General features: G+C 64.3%; 16 protein-coding genes. 7 read left to right on the top strand and 9 right to left on the bottom strand.

What is annotated here, in order from left to right; genetic code table 11:
* Nucleotides 1-83 precede the first annotated feature (83 nt).
* Both ABIB99_RS18440 and ABIB99_RS18435 read left to right on the top strand, forming a co-directional pair.
* Nucleotides 84-758, top strand: a complete 675-nt coding sequence (locus tag ABIB99_RS18440; RefSeq protein ID WP_028146749.1) for a response regulator transcription factor — start codon at nt 84-86, stop codon at nt 756-758.
* A gap of 67 nt (nt 759-825) precedes the next feature.
* Nucleotides 826-2,160 (top strand): sensor histidine kinase, encoded by a 1,335-nt coding sequence (locus tag ABIB99_RS18435; protein WP_441256845.1) that lies wholly within the window; start codon nt 826-828, stop codon nt 2,158-2,160.
* 18 nt (nt 2,161-2,178) lie between these two features.
* Here ABIB99_RS18435 and ABIB99_RS18430 read toward each other — a convergent pair whose 3' ends face one another.
* From ABIB99_RS18430 to ABIB99_RS18405, 6 genes are all read right to left on the bottom strand, one after another.
* Entirely contained in the window at nt 2,179-3,465 is a 1,287-nt protein-coding gene (locus ABIB99_RS18430) for a M20/M25/M40 family metallo-hydrolase (protein ID WP_354176933.1), read from the bottom strand.
* Between the two features lie 121 nt (nt 3,466-3,586).
* Nucleotides 3,587-5,188 (bottom strand): TRAP transporter large permease, encoded by a 1,602-nt coding sequence (locus tag ABIB99_RS18425; protein WP_063984025.1) that lies wholly within the window; start codon nt 5,186-5,188, stop codon nt 3,587-3,589.
* Entirely contained in the window at nt 5,185-5,724 is a 540-nt protein-coding gene (locus tag ABIB99_RS18420; protein WP_014496195.1) for a TRAP transporter small permease subunit, read from the bottom strand. The genes ABIB99_RS18425 and ABIB99_RS18420 overlap by 4 nt, the downstream gene beginning before the upstream one ends.
* A gap of 300 nt (nt 5,725-6,024) precedes the next feature.
* Complete coding sequence (gene moaA / locus ABIB99_RS18415; protein WP_354176932.1) at nt 6,025-7,077, bottom strand: GTP 3',8-cyclase MoaA; 1,053 nt, start codon at nt 7,075-7,077, stop codon at nt 6,025-6,027.
* A 131-nt stretch (nt 7,078-7,208) separates the two neighbouring features.
* Nucleotides 7,209-7,712, bottom strand: a complete 504-nt coding sequence (locus tag ABIB99_RS18410; RefSeq protein ID WP_354176931.1) for a hypothetical protein — start codon at nt 7,710-7,712, stop codon at nt 7,209-7,211.
* Nucleotides 7,713-7,865: 153 nt separating this feature from the next.
* Entirely contained in the window at nt 7,866-8,540 is a 675-nt protein-coding gene (locus ABIB99_RS18405) for an HAD family hydrolase (RefSeq protein ID WP_354176930.1), read from the bottom strand.
* 165 nt (nt 8,541-8,705) lie between these two features.
* Here ABIB99_RS18405 and rpiA point away from each other — a divergent pair, with 165 nt between their 5' ends.
* From rpiA to gor, 3 genes are all read left to right on the top strand, one after another.
* Nucleotides 8,706-9,431: a ribose-5-phosphate isomerase RpiA gene (gene rpiA, locus ABIB99_RS18400; protein ID WP_028146742.1), complete on the top strand. Its 726-nt coding sequence runs from the start codon at nt 8,706-8,708 to the stop codon at nt 9,429-9,431.
* Nucleotides 9,432-9,433: 2 nt separating this feature from the next.
* Nucleotides 9,434-9,982: a DUF2059 domain-containing protein gene (locus ABIB99_RS18395; protein ID WP_071915171.1), complete on the top strand. Its 549-nt coding sequence runs from the start codon at nt 9,434-9,436 to the stop codon at nt 9,980-9,982.
* A 131-nt stretch (nt 9,983-10,113) separates the two neighbouring features.
* Entirely contained in the window at nt 10,114-11,502 is a 1,389-nt protein-coding gene (gor, locus tag ABIB99_RS18390) for a glutathione-disulfide reductase (RefSeq protein ID WP_071915170.1), read from the top strand.
* 39 nt (nt 11,503-11,541) lie between these two features.
* On the opposite strand, the gene ABIB99_RS18385 is transcribed toward gor, so the two are convergent.
* The 3 genes from ABIB99_RS18385 to ABIB99_RS18375 form a co-directional block, all read right to left on the bottom strand.
* Nucleotides 11,542-11,691 (bottom strand): hypothetical protein, encoded by a 150-nt coding sequence (locus ABIB99_RS18385; RefSeq protein WP_208086099.1) that lies wholly within the window; start codon nt 11,689-11,691, stop codon nt 11,542-11,544.
* A gap of 80 nt (nt 11,692-11,771) precedes the next feature.
* Nucleotides 11,772-13,067, bottom strand: a complete 1,296-nt coding sequence (locus ABIB99_RS18380) for a DUF892 family protein (RefSeq protein WP_071915169.1) — start codon at nt 13,065-13,067, stop codon at nt 11,772-11,774.
* 108 nt (nt 13,068-13,175) lie between these two features.
* Nucleotides 13,176-14,183: an alpha/beta fold hydrolase gene (locus tag ABIB99_RS18375; protein WP_354176928.1), complete on the bottom strand. Its 1,008-nt coding sequence runs from the start codon at nt 14,181-14,183 to the stop codon at nt 13,176-13,178.
* A 464-nt stretch (nt 14,184-14,647) separates the two neighbouring features.
* Between ABIB99_RS18375 and ABIB99_RS18370 the strand changes: the two genes are divergently transcribed.
* A complete protein-coding gene (locus tag ABIB99_RS18370; RefSeq protein ID WP_354176926.1) occupies nt 14,648-15,127 on the top strand; it encodes a hypothetical protein in 480 nt (159 codons plus the stop codon).
* The gene (locus ABIB99_RS18365; RefSeq protein ID WP_063984017.1) at nt 15,124-15,327 is read left to right on the top strand and encodes a hypothetical protein; all 204 of its coding nucleotides are present in this window, start codon (nt 15,124-15,126) and stop codon (nt 15,325-15,327) included. The genes ABIB99_RS18370 and ABIB99_RS18365 overlap by 4 nt, the downstream gene beginning before the upstream one ends.
* The last annotated feature ends 26 nt before the right edge of the window (nt 15,328-15,353 follow it).

Raw genomic sequence — 15,353 nt, 5'->3', positions numbered from 1 at the left:
CTGGCCGAGGCGGCCGGAATGGTGGAAGAGAGCGAAGATGCGGCGCGAGCCGTGATTGCACCGGAACATCCGGCGGGACTGCGATGCGCCTTCTGATCGTCGAGGACAATGTCGAGCTGTCGCGGCTCGTTGCCGCGGGGCTGTCGGCCGCCGGCTACCAGAGCGACATCGTGAGCACCGCGGCCGAGGCACGCGAGGCGGTCAGCAGCGTCAGCTACGCTGCGATGATCCTCGACCTCGGCCTTCCCGACGGCGACGGCCTGTCGGTGCTGCGCGAGCTGCGCCGGCAGATGGAGCCGCTGCCGGTGCTGGTGCTGACCGCGCGCGGCGGCCTGCAGGACCGCGTCAGCGGCCTGCGCAGCGGCGCCGACGACTATCTGGCGAAGCCGTTCGCCATGGAGGAGCTGGTGGCGCGGCTGGAGGCGATCCTGCGCCGGCCCGGCCAGCTGCTCGGCCGCTCGTTGCGCCTCGCCAATCTCGTCTACGACACCGAAAGCCGCCAGATCTTCGTCGACGATCAGCCGCGGATCATCTCCGCGCGCGAGACCTCGGTGCTGGAGATTCTGCTGCGCCGGCAGGGGCGGGTGGTGCCGAAGAAGAACGTCGAGGACCACATCTTCGGGCTCGAGGGCGAGGTCGCCTCCAACGCGGTCGAGGTCTACGTCTCGCGGCTGCGCAAGCAGCTCACCGAGCACGGCGCCAAGGTCGTGATCCACACCATCCGCGGCGTCGGCTATCTCATGTCCGAGGAGAAATAGCGTGGCGGCCGCCGGGGCCTATGGCAGATCGCCGACATTCAAATCGTTGATCTGGCGCATCGTGTTCATGCACATCGTGGCGGTCGCGGTGGTCGCGATCTTCCTGCCGCTGGTGCTGTTCTGGCTGCTCAATTCCGAAGTCGACCAGTTGCACCGCGAAGCCATGCGCGCGCAGGCCGAGGTGCTGGCCGAGCGCATTGTCGCCGCGCCGGACGGCCTGCTGACGTTCAACCTGCCGGACAGCCTGCGGGGGCTCTATTCGGAAGCCTACGGCCGCTATCTCTACGATATCCGCGATGCCGACGGCCGTTTGCTGTTTTCGTCCCGCCGCAAGACGGGAGCGGCAGCGTCGGCGCCGCCGACACTTTCCGAGACGATTTCCGGCGCCGGCGTCACCCGCATCATCGACGGCAAGATCGTGCGCATCCGCGTGGCCGAGGATCTGGCGCATCGCGACGTCATCATCGACGACATCATCTCGAACTTCTTCCGCCGGGTCGGGTGGATCACCATTCCGATCCTGCTGATCCTGCTCGCCGCCGACATCATCATCTTCCGCCGCGCCATCGCGCCATTGTGGAAGGCCTCGGAGGAGGCCAGCAATATCGGGCCGGCGCGCACCGACATCCGCCTGCCGACGGAACAGATCCCGCGCGAGATCATGCCGCTCGTCACCGCCGTGAACCAGGCGCTCGACCGGCTCGAGGACGGCTTTCGCGTGCAGCGGCAGTTCACGGCGGATGCCGCGCATCAGTTGCGCACGCCGCTCACGATCCTGCGCACGCGGATCGAGACGCTGGGCGATGGCGCCGCAAGGAAGGCGCTGCACGATGACATCGAAGGCATGAGCCGCATCGTCGCCCAGCTGCTGGAGATCGCCGAGCTCGACACCCTGGTGCTCGATCCCGGCGAGACCGCGGACCTGCGCGCCGTCTGTGCCGAGGTGGTCGGCTCCATCGCGCCGTTCGCGATCGCGCAGCACAAGGACATCGCGCTGAAGGGCGCCGACGCGCCGGTGCTGATCCATGGCAATGCGGAGATGCTCCAGCGCGCGATCTTCAACCTCGCCGAAAACGCCATCAAGTTCACGGCGAAGGATACCGCCGTCGACGTCGAGGTGCGCGAGGACGGTTCGGTGCGCGTGCGCGATTGCGGCCCCGGCATCGCGGAGAACGAGCGCGAGCTGATCTTCCAGCGCTTCTGGCGCGCCGACCGCCAGCGCAGCGACGGCGCGGGCCTCGGGCTCTCGATCGTGCGCGGGGTCGCGGACGATCATGCCGCGACGGTGGCGGTGGAGAATCTTCCGGGCGGCGGCGCGGAGTTCACGCTGCGGTTTCGGCTGGCGGAGAAGACGGCTTCTTCACCCTCTCCCCTTGTGGGAGAGGGTGGCTCGCCGCGATAAGCGGCGAGACGCGGCGCGCTATTTCAGCTTGCCCGTGGACAGGTCCATGACCATGCGCGTGGCCAGATAGAGCCGCGGCACGATGCTGTTGATCTGCACATATTCGGCATCGTTGGAGTGCGCGCCGAAGCCTGACAGGCCCATGCCTTCCACCACGGCGCCGCTGGTCTTGAGCGCGGCAAACGCGGCGTCGGTGCCGCCGCCGGTGGCCTTCTCGTCGACCTTGAGGGACAGTCCGATCTCCCCATAGATCGTCTTGCCGTAGGCCGCGACGCGGCGTGAGGCATCGTTGGCCTCCAGCGGCGGACGACGTACCTCGAATTTCAGCTCGACCCCGGAGTCGGGCAGCAGGCGGTTCTTGATCTTCTCCTGCAACGCCTTCTGCAACTCGTCGAAATCGGCGACCTTGAGCGCACGTGCGTCGGCCTGGGCCGAGGCGTCGGCCGGGATGACGTTGCGGTTGGTGCCGGCCTTCGAGACCGTCCAGTTCAGCTTCAGGCCCTGCTCGGGCTTGGACAGGTCCTTCATCTGCAGCACCTGGTGCGAGAGCTCGTACAGCGCGTTGACGCCGCCCTCGGGCCGCGCGCCCGCGTGCGAGGACTTGCCGTGCACCGTGAGATAGGCCGAGCCGATGCCGCTGGTGGCAAGGCGCAGCGTGCCGTCGGTGCCGCCGCCCTCGAACGAGAACACCACGTCCTGATCCGCGGCGAATTTGGTGATGGTGCTGCGCCAGCCGGGCGAGGAGATCTCCTCGTCGCCATTGGTGAGCACCGTGAGCGTGCCGTAATCCCTAAAATTGAGTTTCTGGAGCATCGCCACGGTATGGAGAATGAGCGCGACGCCCTGCTTGTCGTCGGCAATGCCGAGGCCGTAGGCCTTGTCGCCGTCGACGCGGAACGGTTGGTCCTTCAGCATGCCCTTCAGGTACACCGTGTCCATGTGGGCGATCAGCATGATCTTCTTGCTGCCGGTGCCCTTGAACACGGCGTGCACGGCCGGGCCGATTGTCTCGGGCGTGTCGTCGAGGCGATAGACGTCGGTGGGGTGCAAAATCTCCACCGTGCCGCCGAGCTGCTTGAGCTGGCCGGCAACGCGCTCGGCGATCTGGTTCAGGCCGTCGATGTCCTTGCTGCCGGATTCGATACTGACGAGATCGCGCAGCGTGTCGAGCAGCGGCTGCTGCTCCTTTTGCGCCAGCGCATGGACATCGGTCATCGGTTCCGCATGCGCAAACGTTGCGGCACATGCCACCCAGAGCGATGCGATCAAGGGAGCGAGCGACGGAGCAGGGAGCGATCGGGACATGCGCGGCGGTCCATCAGTTGGAGGATGGCCCGGTATGCCCGTGTTTGCGTTGCTTGTCACGCGCGCGGGCGCGCGCGTCATGAACCGCCGAGGCGGAACATGACGGCGATGGTTATGGCCGCTACTTCTGCGGCGGTCCGAGATCCAGCGGCGGCAGGTCGATCTGCGGCACTTCGATCTTGACCTTGTCGAGGTCGACGTTGAGCGGCTTGTCGAGCAGGCCCGTCACCGTGATCGGGAAGATGATCACGAGCAGCACCATGATCAGCTGCAGGCCGATCCAGGGGATCGCGCCCCAATAGATGTCGGAGCTCTTCACTTCCTTCGGCGCCACGCCGCGCAGATAGAACAGCGCGAAGCCGAACGGGGGATGCAGGAACGAGGTCTGCATGTTCACGCACAGCATCACGCCGAACCAGATCAGCGCCGCGTCCGGTCCCACCACCGGGGCGAGGACCTTCTGCGCGATCGGCGCGATCATCGGCAGGATGATGAAGGCGATCTCGAAGAAGTCGAGGAAGAACGCCAGGAAGAAGATGAAGAGGTTGATGAAGATCAGGAAACCCCACACGCCGCCGGGCAGCGAGGTCAGCAGATGCTCGAGCCAGACGCCGCCGGAGACGCCAAGGAACACCACCGAGAAGCAGGTCGAGCCGATCAGGATGAAGGTGACCATGCAGGTGAGGCGCATGGTGGACTCGTAGCCCTGCTTGATCAGGTCGCGCAGCTCGGGGATGCGTGCGGCCTGGATGCAGATCCACGCCACGGCGAGATAGGTGACGGCGAACGAGAGCCTGAAGACCAGGTTCTCGGTGAACAGCATCGCGACGATGGTGCCGACGCCGGCGGCGATCACGCCGCCGATTAGGATCATGCGATCCTTCGAGGTGAAGTCCTTGTGATGGATCGCGGCGAGCACGATGGCGCCGACCGCGCCCATCGCGCCGGCTTCCGTCGGGGTCGCAAGACCCATCATCATGGTGCCGAGCACGACGAAGATCAGCACGGCCGAGGGGATGATGCCCATCAGGCACTTCTTCCACAGCGCCCAGCCGGTGAGCGTGCGCGCTTCCTTCGGCACCGGCGGCACGTGGCTCGGCTTGATCAGGCCGAGGATGAAGGTGTAGCCGGCGAACAGCATGATCTGGAACACCGACGGACCCCAGGCGCCGAGATACATGTCGCCGACCGACTTGCCGAGCTGGTCGGCGAGCACGATCAGCACCAGCGAGGGCGGCACCAGCTGCGTGATGGTGCCGGAGGCCGCGAGCACGCCGGTGATGTAGCGCATGTTGTAGCCGTAGCGGATCATCACGGGCATCGAGATCAGCGCCATGGCGATGACCTGGGCCGCCACCGTGCCGGTGATGGCGCCGAGGATGAAACCGACGATGATGACGGAATAGCCGAGGCCGCCGCGGACCGGGCCGAACAGCTGGCCCATCGAGTCCAGCATATCTTCGGCTAGTCCACATCTCTCTAATATGGCGCCCATGAAGGTGAAGAACGGGATCGCGAGCAGCAGCTCGTTGGAAAGCACGCTGCCGAACACGCGGCCGGGAATCGCCTGGAGGAAGTTGAGGTCGAAGAATCCGAGATGGATGGCGAGGAAGCCGAAGGAGAGGCCGACCGCCGCGAGCGTGAACGCGACGGGGAAGCCGATCAGCATCGCCAGAACCAGGCCGCCGAACATCAGCGGCGGCATCATTTCCAGCGTAATCATTGGGTCGGCCTCTCGTACTTGGCGTCGATCGTCACATAGCCCTGGAGAGCCGCGATTCGCTTGATGACTTCGGAAACACCCTGGAGCGCCAGCAACACGAAGCCGGCGGGGATCACGAACTTGATGGGCCAGCGGATCAGGCCGCCGGCATTGCCCGACATCTCGCCGACGTTATAGGCCTGCATGAAGAACGGCCAGGACAGATAGGCGAGCAGGAGGCAGGAGGGGATCAGGAAGCAGAGCGTGCCGATCATGTCGAGCCAGAGCTGGCCGCGTTCCGAGAGCGTGAGGTAGAAGATCTCGACGCGGACATGCTCGTTGCGCTTGAAGGTGTAGGACGCGCCGAACATCACCAGGATGGCGAACATGTACCATTGCAGCTCCAGCCAGCCGTTCGAGGAGTTGCTGAAGGCATAGCGGATCATGGCATTGGCCGCGCTGACCAGGCACGCCAGCAGCACCAGGATATTACAGACGTACCCAATCTTTTCATTGAGGGCGTCGATGGCGTTGCTCACCGCCAGCAATGGACGCATCTTACTTTCTCTCCGTCGCCGTCGCGGCCTAACACTTTACGGGAGGCTTCAGCACGCATCGCCTGGCCGGCGTGCGAAAAGCACGCGACCGCACGGACAATATTCCGGAGCGATTGCGGCGTCAGTCCTCCCCTCGTGCCTTGCCGTCTTGACCGCGACCGCCAAAGGGGCGCGGCCGGCTTATTGCTGCCGGGCAAGCAAAGGCGGCTGCACCAAACCAGCGGGCTTGTGCGCCGTCAATCGGAAAATGGGCAAATTGACGCCGAGTCAAAAGCTTATGGCGGGGAGGGCGCGAATCCCTCAGCCGCCCGTGACGCTCATGTGCCTGGAGACGCTGGGGCGGTCGTGGCGGCGGTCGATGATGAAATCGTGGCCCTTGGGCTTCAGCCCGATGGCGAGGTCGATCGCATCCGCAAGCAGCATGTCGTCGTCAGATGCACGCAGGGGTTTGCGCAAATCTGAAGCATCCTCGTGGCCGAGGCAGGTGTGCAGCGTGCCCGTGCAGGTGATGCGCACCCGGTTGCAGGATTCGCAGAAATTATGGGTCATCGGCGTGATGAAGCCGAGCTTGCCGCCGGTCTCGGCAATGCTGACATAGCGCGCCGGCCCGCCGGTGCTCTCGGCCAGATCGGTCAACGTGAATTGCTGGGCGAGCCGCGCGCGCACCAGCGACAGCGGCAGGTACTGGTCGATACGGCCCGAGCCGATCTCGCCCATCGGCATGACTTCGATCAGCGTCAGGCCCATGCCCTTGCCGTGCGCCCAGCGCATCAGGTCGGGAAGCTCGTCCTCGTTGAGGTTCTTCAGCGCCACCGCGTTGATCTTCACGCCAAGCCCAGCGGCGCGCGCGGCTTCGATGCCCTCCAGCACCTTGTCGATCTCGCCCCAGCGGGTGATCTCGCGAAATTTCTTGGGATCGAGCGTGTCGAGCGAGACGTTGATGCGGCGGACGCCGCAATCGGCGAGCTCCCGGGCGTGTTTCGCAAGCTGGGTGCCGTTGGTGGTCAGGGTCAGCTCGCTCAGGGCACCGCTCGAAAGGTGGCGGGACAGCGAGCGCACCAGCGTCATCACGTTACGGCGGACCAGCGGCTCGCCGCCGGTGAGCCGCAGCTTCTTCACGCCCTTGGCGATGAAGGCCGTGCAGAGCCGGTCGAGCTCCTCCAGCGTCAGCAGGTCCGCCTTCGGCAGGAAGGTCATGTCTTCCGACATGCAATAGAAGCAGCGCAGATCGCAGCGGTCGGTGACGGATACGCGCAAATACGAGATGGTCCGCCCGAACGGATCGGTCATCGCGCTCGACAGCGCGTCGCGGGGGCTCGCTGCTGCGAGAGGGCTCGCGGAAGGTCCGTTCATACCAGATGCCTTGCCAAATGCCTTGTCACTTACGGCGACGGGCGCGCCTTTACTTCAGCTGTGCCTTGGAAGCAATCTAAGCATCGGACGCGGCTAGGACAATCGGGTGGTATACGTAATCAGCGCCTGGATCAGCGCTTTCCTGCGTTCGGATCGGGAAACGGCGAGGCCGCCACCGCAGCAGGTGCAGCATCCGCAGGGGCCGCAGCGGGTACGGCATCCGCAGGGGCCGCGGCGGCTGCGGCCGGCTTCGGCTTCTTCGGCCGGTGCGGCTTCTTCACAGGCTTGGGCGGCACTGCCGGCTGGAGTTCCGCGAACACCGGATTCGGGTCGGTGGTGACCGAGGCGGGCGTGGTGAAATCCCCGGGATTCTTGATCACGTTCACCGGCACGCTGGCCGGCTGATATTTCGGCAGCGCGAAAGCGACGGTGAACGGCGCGTCGGGGGCGGGAACCGAGACGGAGCAGGGGGTCTTGCAACCTGCACCGAGCGAGGTCGTGGCATCAGCCCCTGGAGGATTGGATTCGAGCCGGACCTGGACGGTCGGCGGCGCCGATTTGAACATGTCCCAAGACATCGAGGAGCAGCCACCAAGGCTCGCTCCCGCTAGCGCAATCGCGATGACACGACGCATGACCACCCACTTCTAACTGCGACGAACCGCCACATCCCCGGGCGAACCTACGAGCGTCGTTCCAAGCAAGCAACCGGCGCGCTGCGCATAGTTAATAGATGGTTAACGCAGGGTTCCGTAGAATATGCCAGTTATCTCAGAGGCTTGTGGCTCCTAGGTGGTCATCAGGCTGTGGGCCGCGGCCGGCAGGTCGCGCATGTGATGGATCAGCCGGTCCGGCTTCAGCTCGGCGATCGGCACGTCCGTATAGCCGAAGCTGACCCCGATCACGGGCACCCCGGCGCGCCGGGCTACGCCGACGTCGGTTCCGGCATCGCCGACCATGATGCTGGCTTTGACCGCTCCGCCGGCGCGCGCCACGGTCTCGCGGAAAATGGTCGGATCGGGCTTCTGGACGCCAAAGGTGTCCGCGCCACAGATCGCGGCAAAGCGGCGGGTGAGGTCGAGCTGGTCCAAAAGCCGCTTCGACAGCCATTCCAGCTTGTTGGTGCAGACCGCCAGCCGGTGGCCCTGGGCGGCAAACTGGTCGAGCGCGGCCTCGAGCCCTTCGAACGGGCGGGATTCGACCGCGATATGGTCGGCGTAATAGGCGATGAAATCCGCCGTCATCCGGTCCATGTCAGCCGGCGTGACCATGCGGCCTTCGGCCTCCAGCCCCCGTTCGATCAGCTTGCGGGCGCCGGCGCCGATCATGTTGCGGGCCGAGGCCATCGGCACGGGCGGCAGCCCTTCGCGGTCGAGCACGAAATTCAGCGCGGTGATCAGGTCGGGCGCCGTATCCACAAGCGTGCCGTCGAGATCGAAGACGAGGGTGTAAGAGGAGGTCATGGTCCCAGCGCTATCGGGCCGGCCGGATCGGCGCAAGGGCCGAAGCCATAAGTTCACCTTATAAGATCGGCCCGGAGGCCTGTTCCGGCAGGAAAAACGAGGCTACATAGGCCGCCGCAAGCAACCTATCGGCGGCACACTCTAAAATTCAGGGGCGGGCGCATCGTGAACATGGACCAGTTGAAGCGGCAGGCTGCGGCGCGCGCCCTCGAGGAGGTGCGTGACGGCATGCAGCTCGGGCTCGGCACCGGCTCAACCGCCAAGCATTTCGTCGAGCTGCTCGGCGAGCGCGTACAGGCCGGGTTGAAAGTGATCGGCGTACCGACCTCGGAGGCGACGCGCCTCGACGCCGAGCGCTGCGGTGTGAAGCTGACGACGCTGGACGAGATCGATCATCTCGACCTCACCGTCGACGGCGCCGACGAGATCGATCCCGACTTCAACCTGATCAAGGGCGGCGGCGGCGCGCTGCTGCGCGAGAAGATCGTGGCGGCCGCCTCGGATCGCATGATCGTGATTGCCGACGACAGCAAATGGGTGCCGACGCTCGGCCGCTTTCCGCTGCCGATCGAGGTCATCCCGTTCGGGCTCGGCGCGACGCGCCGCGCGATCGAGAAGGCATTTGCCGAATGCGGCGTTTCCGGGCAAATGGCGGTCCGCAAAGCCAAAGGCGGCGACAAGGATGGCCACGTTTTCGTCACCGATGGCGGCCACTGGATTCTCGATGCTCAGCTCGGACGCATCGTGGATCCGCCTGGCCTCGCCAAGGCGTTGAGTTCGATCCCCGGCGTGGTCGAGCATGGCTTGTTTATCGGCTTGGCCAGCTCGGCCGTTTTGGCGGGCGGCGAGGGAATTCGCGTGATTGAACGGCGTAAGCCGAAAGGAGACTAGGAATGAAGAGCGTATTGAGATTCTTGCCGGCCGCGACGCTTGCTGCTGGACTGGCCGTCTCGGCGGTCCCGGCGATCGCGCAGCAGGCCGCGCCGGCCCAGAAGGCTGCTCCCGCGCCGGCCCCGCCGAAAGCCTCGCCTGCGGCGATCGCGGCGGCCAAGGAGATCCTGCAGATCAAGAACGCCACCGCGATGTATCAGGGCGCCGTGCCTGGCATGGTCGAGAAGACCAAGATCACGCTGATCCAGCAGAATCTCAACTACCAGAAGGAGCTCAGCGAGGTCGCGCCGATCGTGGCCCAGCAGCTCAACGGCCGCCAGAACGAGATCGGCGAAGGCATGGCGCAGATCTATGCCAGCGAGTTCACCGAGCAGGAGCTGAAGGACCTCGTCACCTTCTACAAGTCGCCGCTGGGCAAGAAGCTGATCGACGCCGAGCCGCGCGCCATCGGCCTGAGCATGGCCTTCATGAACTCCTGGGCCCAGAACTTCTCCGAGACCGTGATGGGTGCCTTCCGTGCCGAGATGCGCAAGCGTGGCAAGGAAATCTGACAGTACCTATCTGATCAGAAATCCCTAAAGCGCGTCATCGCGCTTTAGGCTGTTATTTGCGCATGATCCTATCGGAGAACCGCTGCACACTTCTCCGGATCATGCGCTGAAAGAAGAGGTCGGAGTGGACAATGGCTGAATTCGACGTCGACCTCTTTGTCATCGGTGGCGGCTCGGGCGGCGTGCGTGCCGCCCGCATCGCGGCCGGCCACGGTGCGCGTGTGATGATCGCGGAAGAGTACCGCATGGGTGGGACCTGCGTGATCCGCGGCTGCGTGCCGAAGAAGCTGTTCGTGATCGGATCGCATGTCCGTCACGAGCTGGAAGATGCCGCCGGTTTCGGCTGGACCGTTCCGCCCGCGACCTTCGACTGGCCGACGCTGATCGCCAACAAGGACAAGGAGATCGCGCGGCTGGAAGCGGCCTACACGACGAATGTCGAGAAGTCGGGCGCGCAGGTCGTCAAGAGCCGCGCGGTGATCGAGGACAAGCACACCGTCCGCCTGCTCGAGAACGACCGGAAGATCACCGCAAAATACATCCTGATCGCCACCGGCGGCGCGCCCAACCACGGCGCCTCGATCCCCGGCATCGAGCACGTGATCTCCTCCAACGAGGCGTTCCATCTGAAGAAGCTGCCGAAGCGGATCGTGATCCAGGGGGGCGGCTATATCGCGCTGGAATTCGCCGGCATCTTCGCCGGCTACGGCTCCGACGTCACCGTGATCTATCGCGGCGACAACATCCTGCGCGGTTTCGACGAGGACGTTCGCGCCCACGTCCGCAGCGAGATGGAGAAGCAGGGCATCACCATTCTCACCGGCTGCACGGTGGCGAAGGTCGATCGGCACGGCGAGGAATTCACCACGCATCTGTCGAACGGCTCGAGCCTTGCTTCCGACCAGGTGATGTTCGCGATCGGCCGCCATCCGTCGGTCGCCAATCTCGGCCTGGAGAAGGCCGGCGTCGCCATCAACCCCGGGAATGGCGGCATCGCGGTGGACCATTTCTCGAAGAGCTCGGTCGACAACATCTATGCGATCGGCGACGTCACCCACCGGCACAACCTGACGCCGGTTGCGATCCGCGAGGGGCATGCGTTTGCCGACACCGTGTTCGGCAAGCGCGAGGTGCAGGTCGATCATTCCTACATTCCGACCGCGGTGTTCTCGCAGCCGGAGGTCGGCACGGTTGGTCTGACGGAAACCGAGGCGCGTGCGCAATTCAGCCACGTCGACATCTACAAGACGACGTTCCGCCCGATCAAGGCGACCATGTCCGGCCGCGACACCCGCGTGCTGATGAAGCTCGTCGTCGATGGCTCGACCGACCGCGTGCTCGGCTGCCACATCGTCGGCGATTGCGCTGCCGAGGTCACCCAGGTGGTCGCGATCGCGGTGAAGATGAAGGCGACCAAGGCCGACTTCGACGCGACGATCGCGCTGCATCCGACCGCGGCCGAAGAGCTCGTCACCATGCGCACGCCGACGGCGCGCCATGTGCGTCAGGCGGCGGAGTAGGACCGGCCTTCAGCGCGACCTCAAAGCGCTGAGATCACGTCACGTCATCTCCGATATCTTGCCCTTGCCCTGGCAGGACTCGCATTTGACCGGATAGATCTTGCGGCCCGGGTGCGCTGGCTCCTTGGACTTGGGAAAGCCGGTTCCGTTGCACAGCGGGCAGGTATGTTCTTTGATCTTCGGGGGCATGCTAGATCCTTTCCGGCTGTGGTGGCGCAGCGGCCCCTGCAGGGGCCGCCTTGCCTTGTGGTCAATGGTTCAAGGCCGGCCTAGCCTCCGGCGGGCTCATCCTCGGCGAAGGTCTGCTCGATGGCGGCGGGCATCTTCGCAACCGACATCAACGAACGTGCGACCTGATTGAGCAACTGGTCCGCGTTCTCTTCCTCCGCCAGATTCTTGGAAAGCAGCGCGACGACGGCGGTGTGACGCAACTGCTGCGCCAGGTTGCGGGCGGTCGCGTAGCCGGCAATCTCGTAATGCTCGACACGCTGTGCCGCACCGATCAACGCGAGATCCGCGGCGGCATCGTCCTTCCTGGCGCCCTCCTTGATCACTTCGTCGCCTTCCTCGACAAGCCCCTGCATGCCCTTGCAAGCCTTGGCGCGCGGCTTCTTCCCGAGAAGTTCGAAGCACTCGTCGAGACGCTCGATCTGCGCTTCGGTTTCGGCCAGGTGAACGGTGAACAGCTCAGAGAGCTGGTCGTAGCGGGCAGCCTCGATCATCTGAGGCAATGCCTTGGTCAACTGCTTCTCCGCGTGCAGGAGATCCCGCAGCTGATCGATCAGCAGGTCGTCAAGGCCAACGGACGGTTCCGATGGCGAGCTCTCGGCAACGATGGAAGGCGCCGCACCGGGATCGCCGTTCTGGAGTGCCGGTGATTCCATGAAAACCCAGTCCTCGCCTTCATTCCAGGGACCTCTGGTGTCGATTTCGCCATTGTCGCCGGACCCTGTCGAATCGTTGAAGAACTGGTCCACGAGACCGGGCGTCGGAGCGATGCGGCCGATGCTGAACGTGGGCTTGTTCATGCTTTCCAGCGCGCGTGAGAACGCCTTCATGTGGGTGATCTCCCGTGTCATCAGGAATTGCAGGGCGTCTTTGGTGCCGGCGTCATCACAGAAATTGATCAGGCGCTCATAGACGATCTTGGCCCGAGCTTCTGCGGCGATGTTGCTGCGCAGATCGACGTCGAGTTCTCCGGTGATCTTGAGATAATCCGCCGTCCAGGCACTGCCTTGCGAGTTGAACAGATTGACGCCGCCGCCTCCGGCAATCGCGATCAAGGGATCGGCTTCCGCCGCTTCGCGATCGAACTTCATGGGCTTCAAGTGCAGGCGCGCGAGCGATCCGACGACCTCAAGGTGGCTCAACTCCTCGGTTCCAATATCCATGAGGAGATCCTTACGGTCAGGATCCTCGCAATTGAGACCCTGAATGGAATACTGCATGGCGGCCGCAAGCTCGCCGTTGGCGCCACCGAATTGCTCCAGCAGCATATTGCCGAACCGGGGATCGGGCTCGTCGACCCGGACTGTGAACATGAGCTTTTTGACGTGATGATACATGGAAAGACCTTTGACTACAGGAGACACCGGGGCCAACTGAGCGCTGTGTTGGACGTTCCTAATTCGGATCGTGCCGCGACCAGATGCTTCTCGGGAGAATCAGGTGGCTCAATGCAGCGTTTCCGCCGCGGCTTCGTCGACAGCGGCCATCAGGTCAGCCGTATCTGATTGCTGGATCATGTGACCCGCATTCGGGACGCGACGCATCTTGCTGTGCTTGATCTCGTCATGCAGTCGGCCGGACTGTTCGTCGATGTCGATGAGGCGGTCGTCCTCGCCGGCCAGGATGGTGACCGGCATGGCCAGTTCGCCGTAGGTCTTTGCCGACAGCATCGCAGAAGGGACCATCAAGGCTGCTTCGGCGGCACCCGCACGAAGCTGCGACGGACGCACCGCCAGTGATTTGGGGAAGCCGTCGAATTTTTGCGGGACGGATTTGGGTCCGAACAGTTGCCGCAGCATCGCCGGCCACATCAGGCGGCTGAGGATTGGTGAGATCGTGTGGCTGAGGATGTCGCCAAACCCGGGGACGGCCGGCCCGGCCATCGCCATCATCGCGTCGGTGCGGGCCGTCGGGAAATAATAGCCCGACGCCAGTATCAAGGCTTCGACCATCGCGGGATGTCTGCTTGCCAGGGCGATCGCAACCGATGCGCCCCAGGAATGCCCGAGCACGATCGCCTTGTCGACGCCGAGGTGCGCAAGCGCGTCCTTGAAGAGGTCGGCTTGGGCCGCCGGCGTCCACACCACGTTGCGCGGCCTCAGACTGTGCCCGAAGCCGGGACGGTCGAACACGATGACCCGATAATCCTTGGCCGCGAGATCGATCAGGCCACTCGACTCGAAATCCTGGATCATGCTGCCATTGCCATGGAGCAGGACCAGCGGGCGTCCGGACCCGCGCTCGACATAGTGCAACCGAACACCGTCGATGTCGATGAACCGCCCTTGGGGCGGATTATCGCGCTGCGCCTTGTCGGCAAGTCGCCGATTGACGAACGCTGCCCCGGCCATCAGGCCAGCAGTCGCGATGAGGGCGGAGGCGATTGGATATTCCGCCAGGGTACGAAGGGCCGTAGTCGCCAGCGACGGCGAACGTTTTTTCAGTATGCGCATGTGACACTTTCGCTGACTGCAGCCAGCTGTTGGAGAGTGGGGAAGGGACGCTTCCGCATTGACGCCCTTGATCGCATCACGACCGCGATGGCGCCGGATTCTTGCTGGAGGAGATTTCCGTGCATCGCGGGTGCGGTTCGGAGACCGGATCAGCACCATCGAGCAGGGATCGATTTCGCCTTCTTGGGACCCGGAACAGTGCTGGTCCGGACGTCCCGGCATGCGCATTCACGGATCATGTCGTGCAGACGCAACAGGAGGGACGGAGAGATGTTCCTAACCCCAATGGATGCAGCCAGCAGTCGGCCATTGACGTAGATCGGAGGCAAAGGGGTGGTTTCTCGGGGCCGCGCACTGGTGAATGTCATTTGCGATACCATATCCAGGGTATCACCCGCACAGACATGACAGGCGCCGGTGACAGAGAGACGCTGCCGCGCTCCCGCCACAGCCGGAGGCGCGCATTGAACGTTATCTCCTATCCCCTGCATCTCTGCCGCAAGTTCGAACGCCGCTGGAGCGCGAAAGCGGTTCAGGACGAGACACAGCAATCCCCGTCACAACGGCCCAACGGCTGTACCGCCTGCGGACGAATAGTGGCGGCTCCCGTGCATGCGACCTACTTGCCCACCGGGAACTTCGTCAATCAGTGGCGGTGCCCTGTGTGCAAGAACTCCTGGCAAACCTCCGCCGAGCCCGCGAGCTGCGCTGATATCCAACTGAGCCGTTCCGAGCATCTTCGGCAGAATGCCGGGCATTGCCTGACGCTGGAAGAATCCGCTGCCAGTGACGCGGCGCGCAAGCAGTTCAGGAGCATGGGCGATGCCTGGCTCGCTCTCGCGGAGACGCAGGAGTGGCTCGATGGCGCGACGCCGCCGGTCTCGCGACCGCAGCCGCAAAGCGCTGATTTGATTCCGATGCCAACGCAGGGGCGTTCGTCATGAATGAGAAGCGCAACCGCGTGCGTCAGGCGGATTCACTTGCCGAGCGTCTCGCAGCTGATGCACTGAGGCTGCGTGAAGAGGCCTCGCACCTTGAACCCGGCCCAGAGCGGGATGCGCTGCTGAGCAAGGCACACCGGAACAAGATGGCTGCCGATATCAACTCCTGTCTGACCGCTCCGGGACGCCGCTTGCCTGGATAGCCAGCGCAGATCTCGAGCCCGGGCTT

Source organism: Bradyrhizobium sp. LA6.1, assembly GCF_040547805.1.
Classification (GTDB): Bacteria; Pseudomonadota; Alphaproteobacteria; order Rhizobiales; family Xanthobacteraceae; genus Bradyrhizobium; species Bradyrhizobium barranii.
The sequence above is the reverse complement of the archived record's forward strand: the minus strand, read 5'-3'. Positions and strand labels throughout refer to the sequence as shown.

Bases quoted from the DNA above. Each gene is read 5' to 3' on its own strand.
- ABIB99_RS18440 (WP_028146749.1), top strand. From the start codon at position 84: ATGCGCCTTCTGATCGTCGAGGACAATGTCGAGCTGTCGCGGCTCGTT.
- ABIB99_RS18435 (WP_441256845.1), top strand. From the start codon at position 826: ATGCACATCGTGGCGGTCGCGGTGGTCGCGATCTTCCTGCCGCTGGTG.
- ABIB99_RS18430 (WP_354176933.1), bottom strand. From the start codon at position 3,465: ATGTCCCGATCGCTCCCTGCTCCGTCGCTCGCTCCCTTGATCGCATCG.
- ABIB99_RS18425 (WP_063984025.1), bottom strand. From the start codon at position 5,188: ATGATTACGCTGGAAATGATGCCGCCGCTGATGTTCGGCGGCCTGGTT.
- ABIB99_RS18420 (WP_014496195.1), bottom strand. From the start codon at position 5,724: ATGCGTCCATTGCTGGCGGTGAGCAACGCCATCGACGCCCTCAATGAA.
- moaA (WP_354176932.1), bottom strand. From the start codon at position 7,077: ATGAACGGACCTTCCGCGAGCCCTCTCGCAGCAGCGAGCCCCCGCGAC.
- ABIB99_RS18410 (WP_354176931.1), bottom strand. From the start codon at position 7,712: ATGCGTCGTGTCATCGCGATTGCGCTAGCGGGAGCGAGCCTTGGTGGC.
- ABIB99_RS18405 (WP_354176930.1), bottom strand. From the start codon at position 8,540: ATGACCTCCTCTTACACCCTCGTCTTCGATCTCGACGGCACGCTTGTG.
- ABIB99_RS18395 (WP_071915171.1), top strand. From the start codon at position 9,434: ATGAAGAGCGTATTGAGATTCTTGCCGGCCGCGACGCTTGCTGCTGGA.
- gor (WP_071915170.1), top strand. From the start codon at position 10,114: ATGGCTGAATTCGACGTCGACCTCTTTGTCATCGGTGGCGGCTCGGGC.
- ABIB99_RS18385 (WP_208086099.1), bottom strand. From the start codon at position 11,691: ATGCCCCCGAAGATCAAAGAACATACCTGCCCGCTGTGCAACGGAACC.
- ABIB99_RS18380 (WP_071915169.1), bottom strand. From the start codon at position 13,067: ATGTATCATCACGTCAAAAAGCTCATGTTCACAGTCCGGGTCGACGAG.
- ABIB99_RS18375 (WP_354176928.1), bottom strand. From the start codon at position 14,183: ATGCGCATACTGAAAAAACGTTCGCCGTCGCTGGCGACTACGGCCCTT.
- ABIB99_RS18365 (WP_063984017.1), top strand. From the start codon at position 15,124: ATGAATGAGAAGCGCAACCGCGTGCGTCAGGCGGATTCACTTGCCGAG.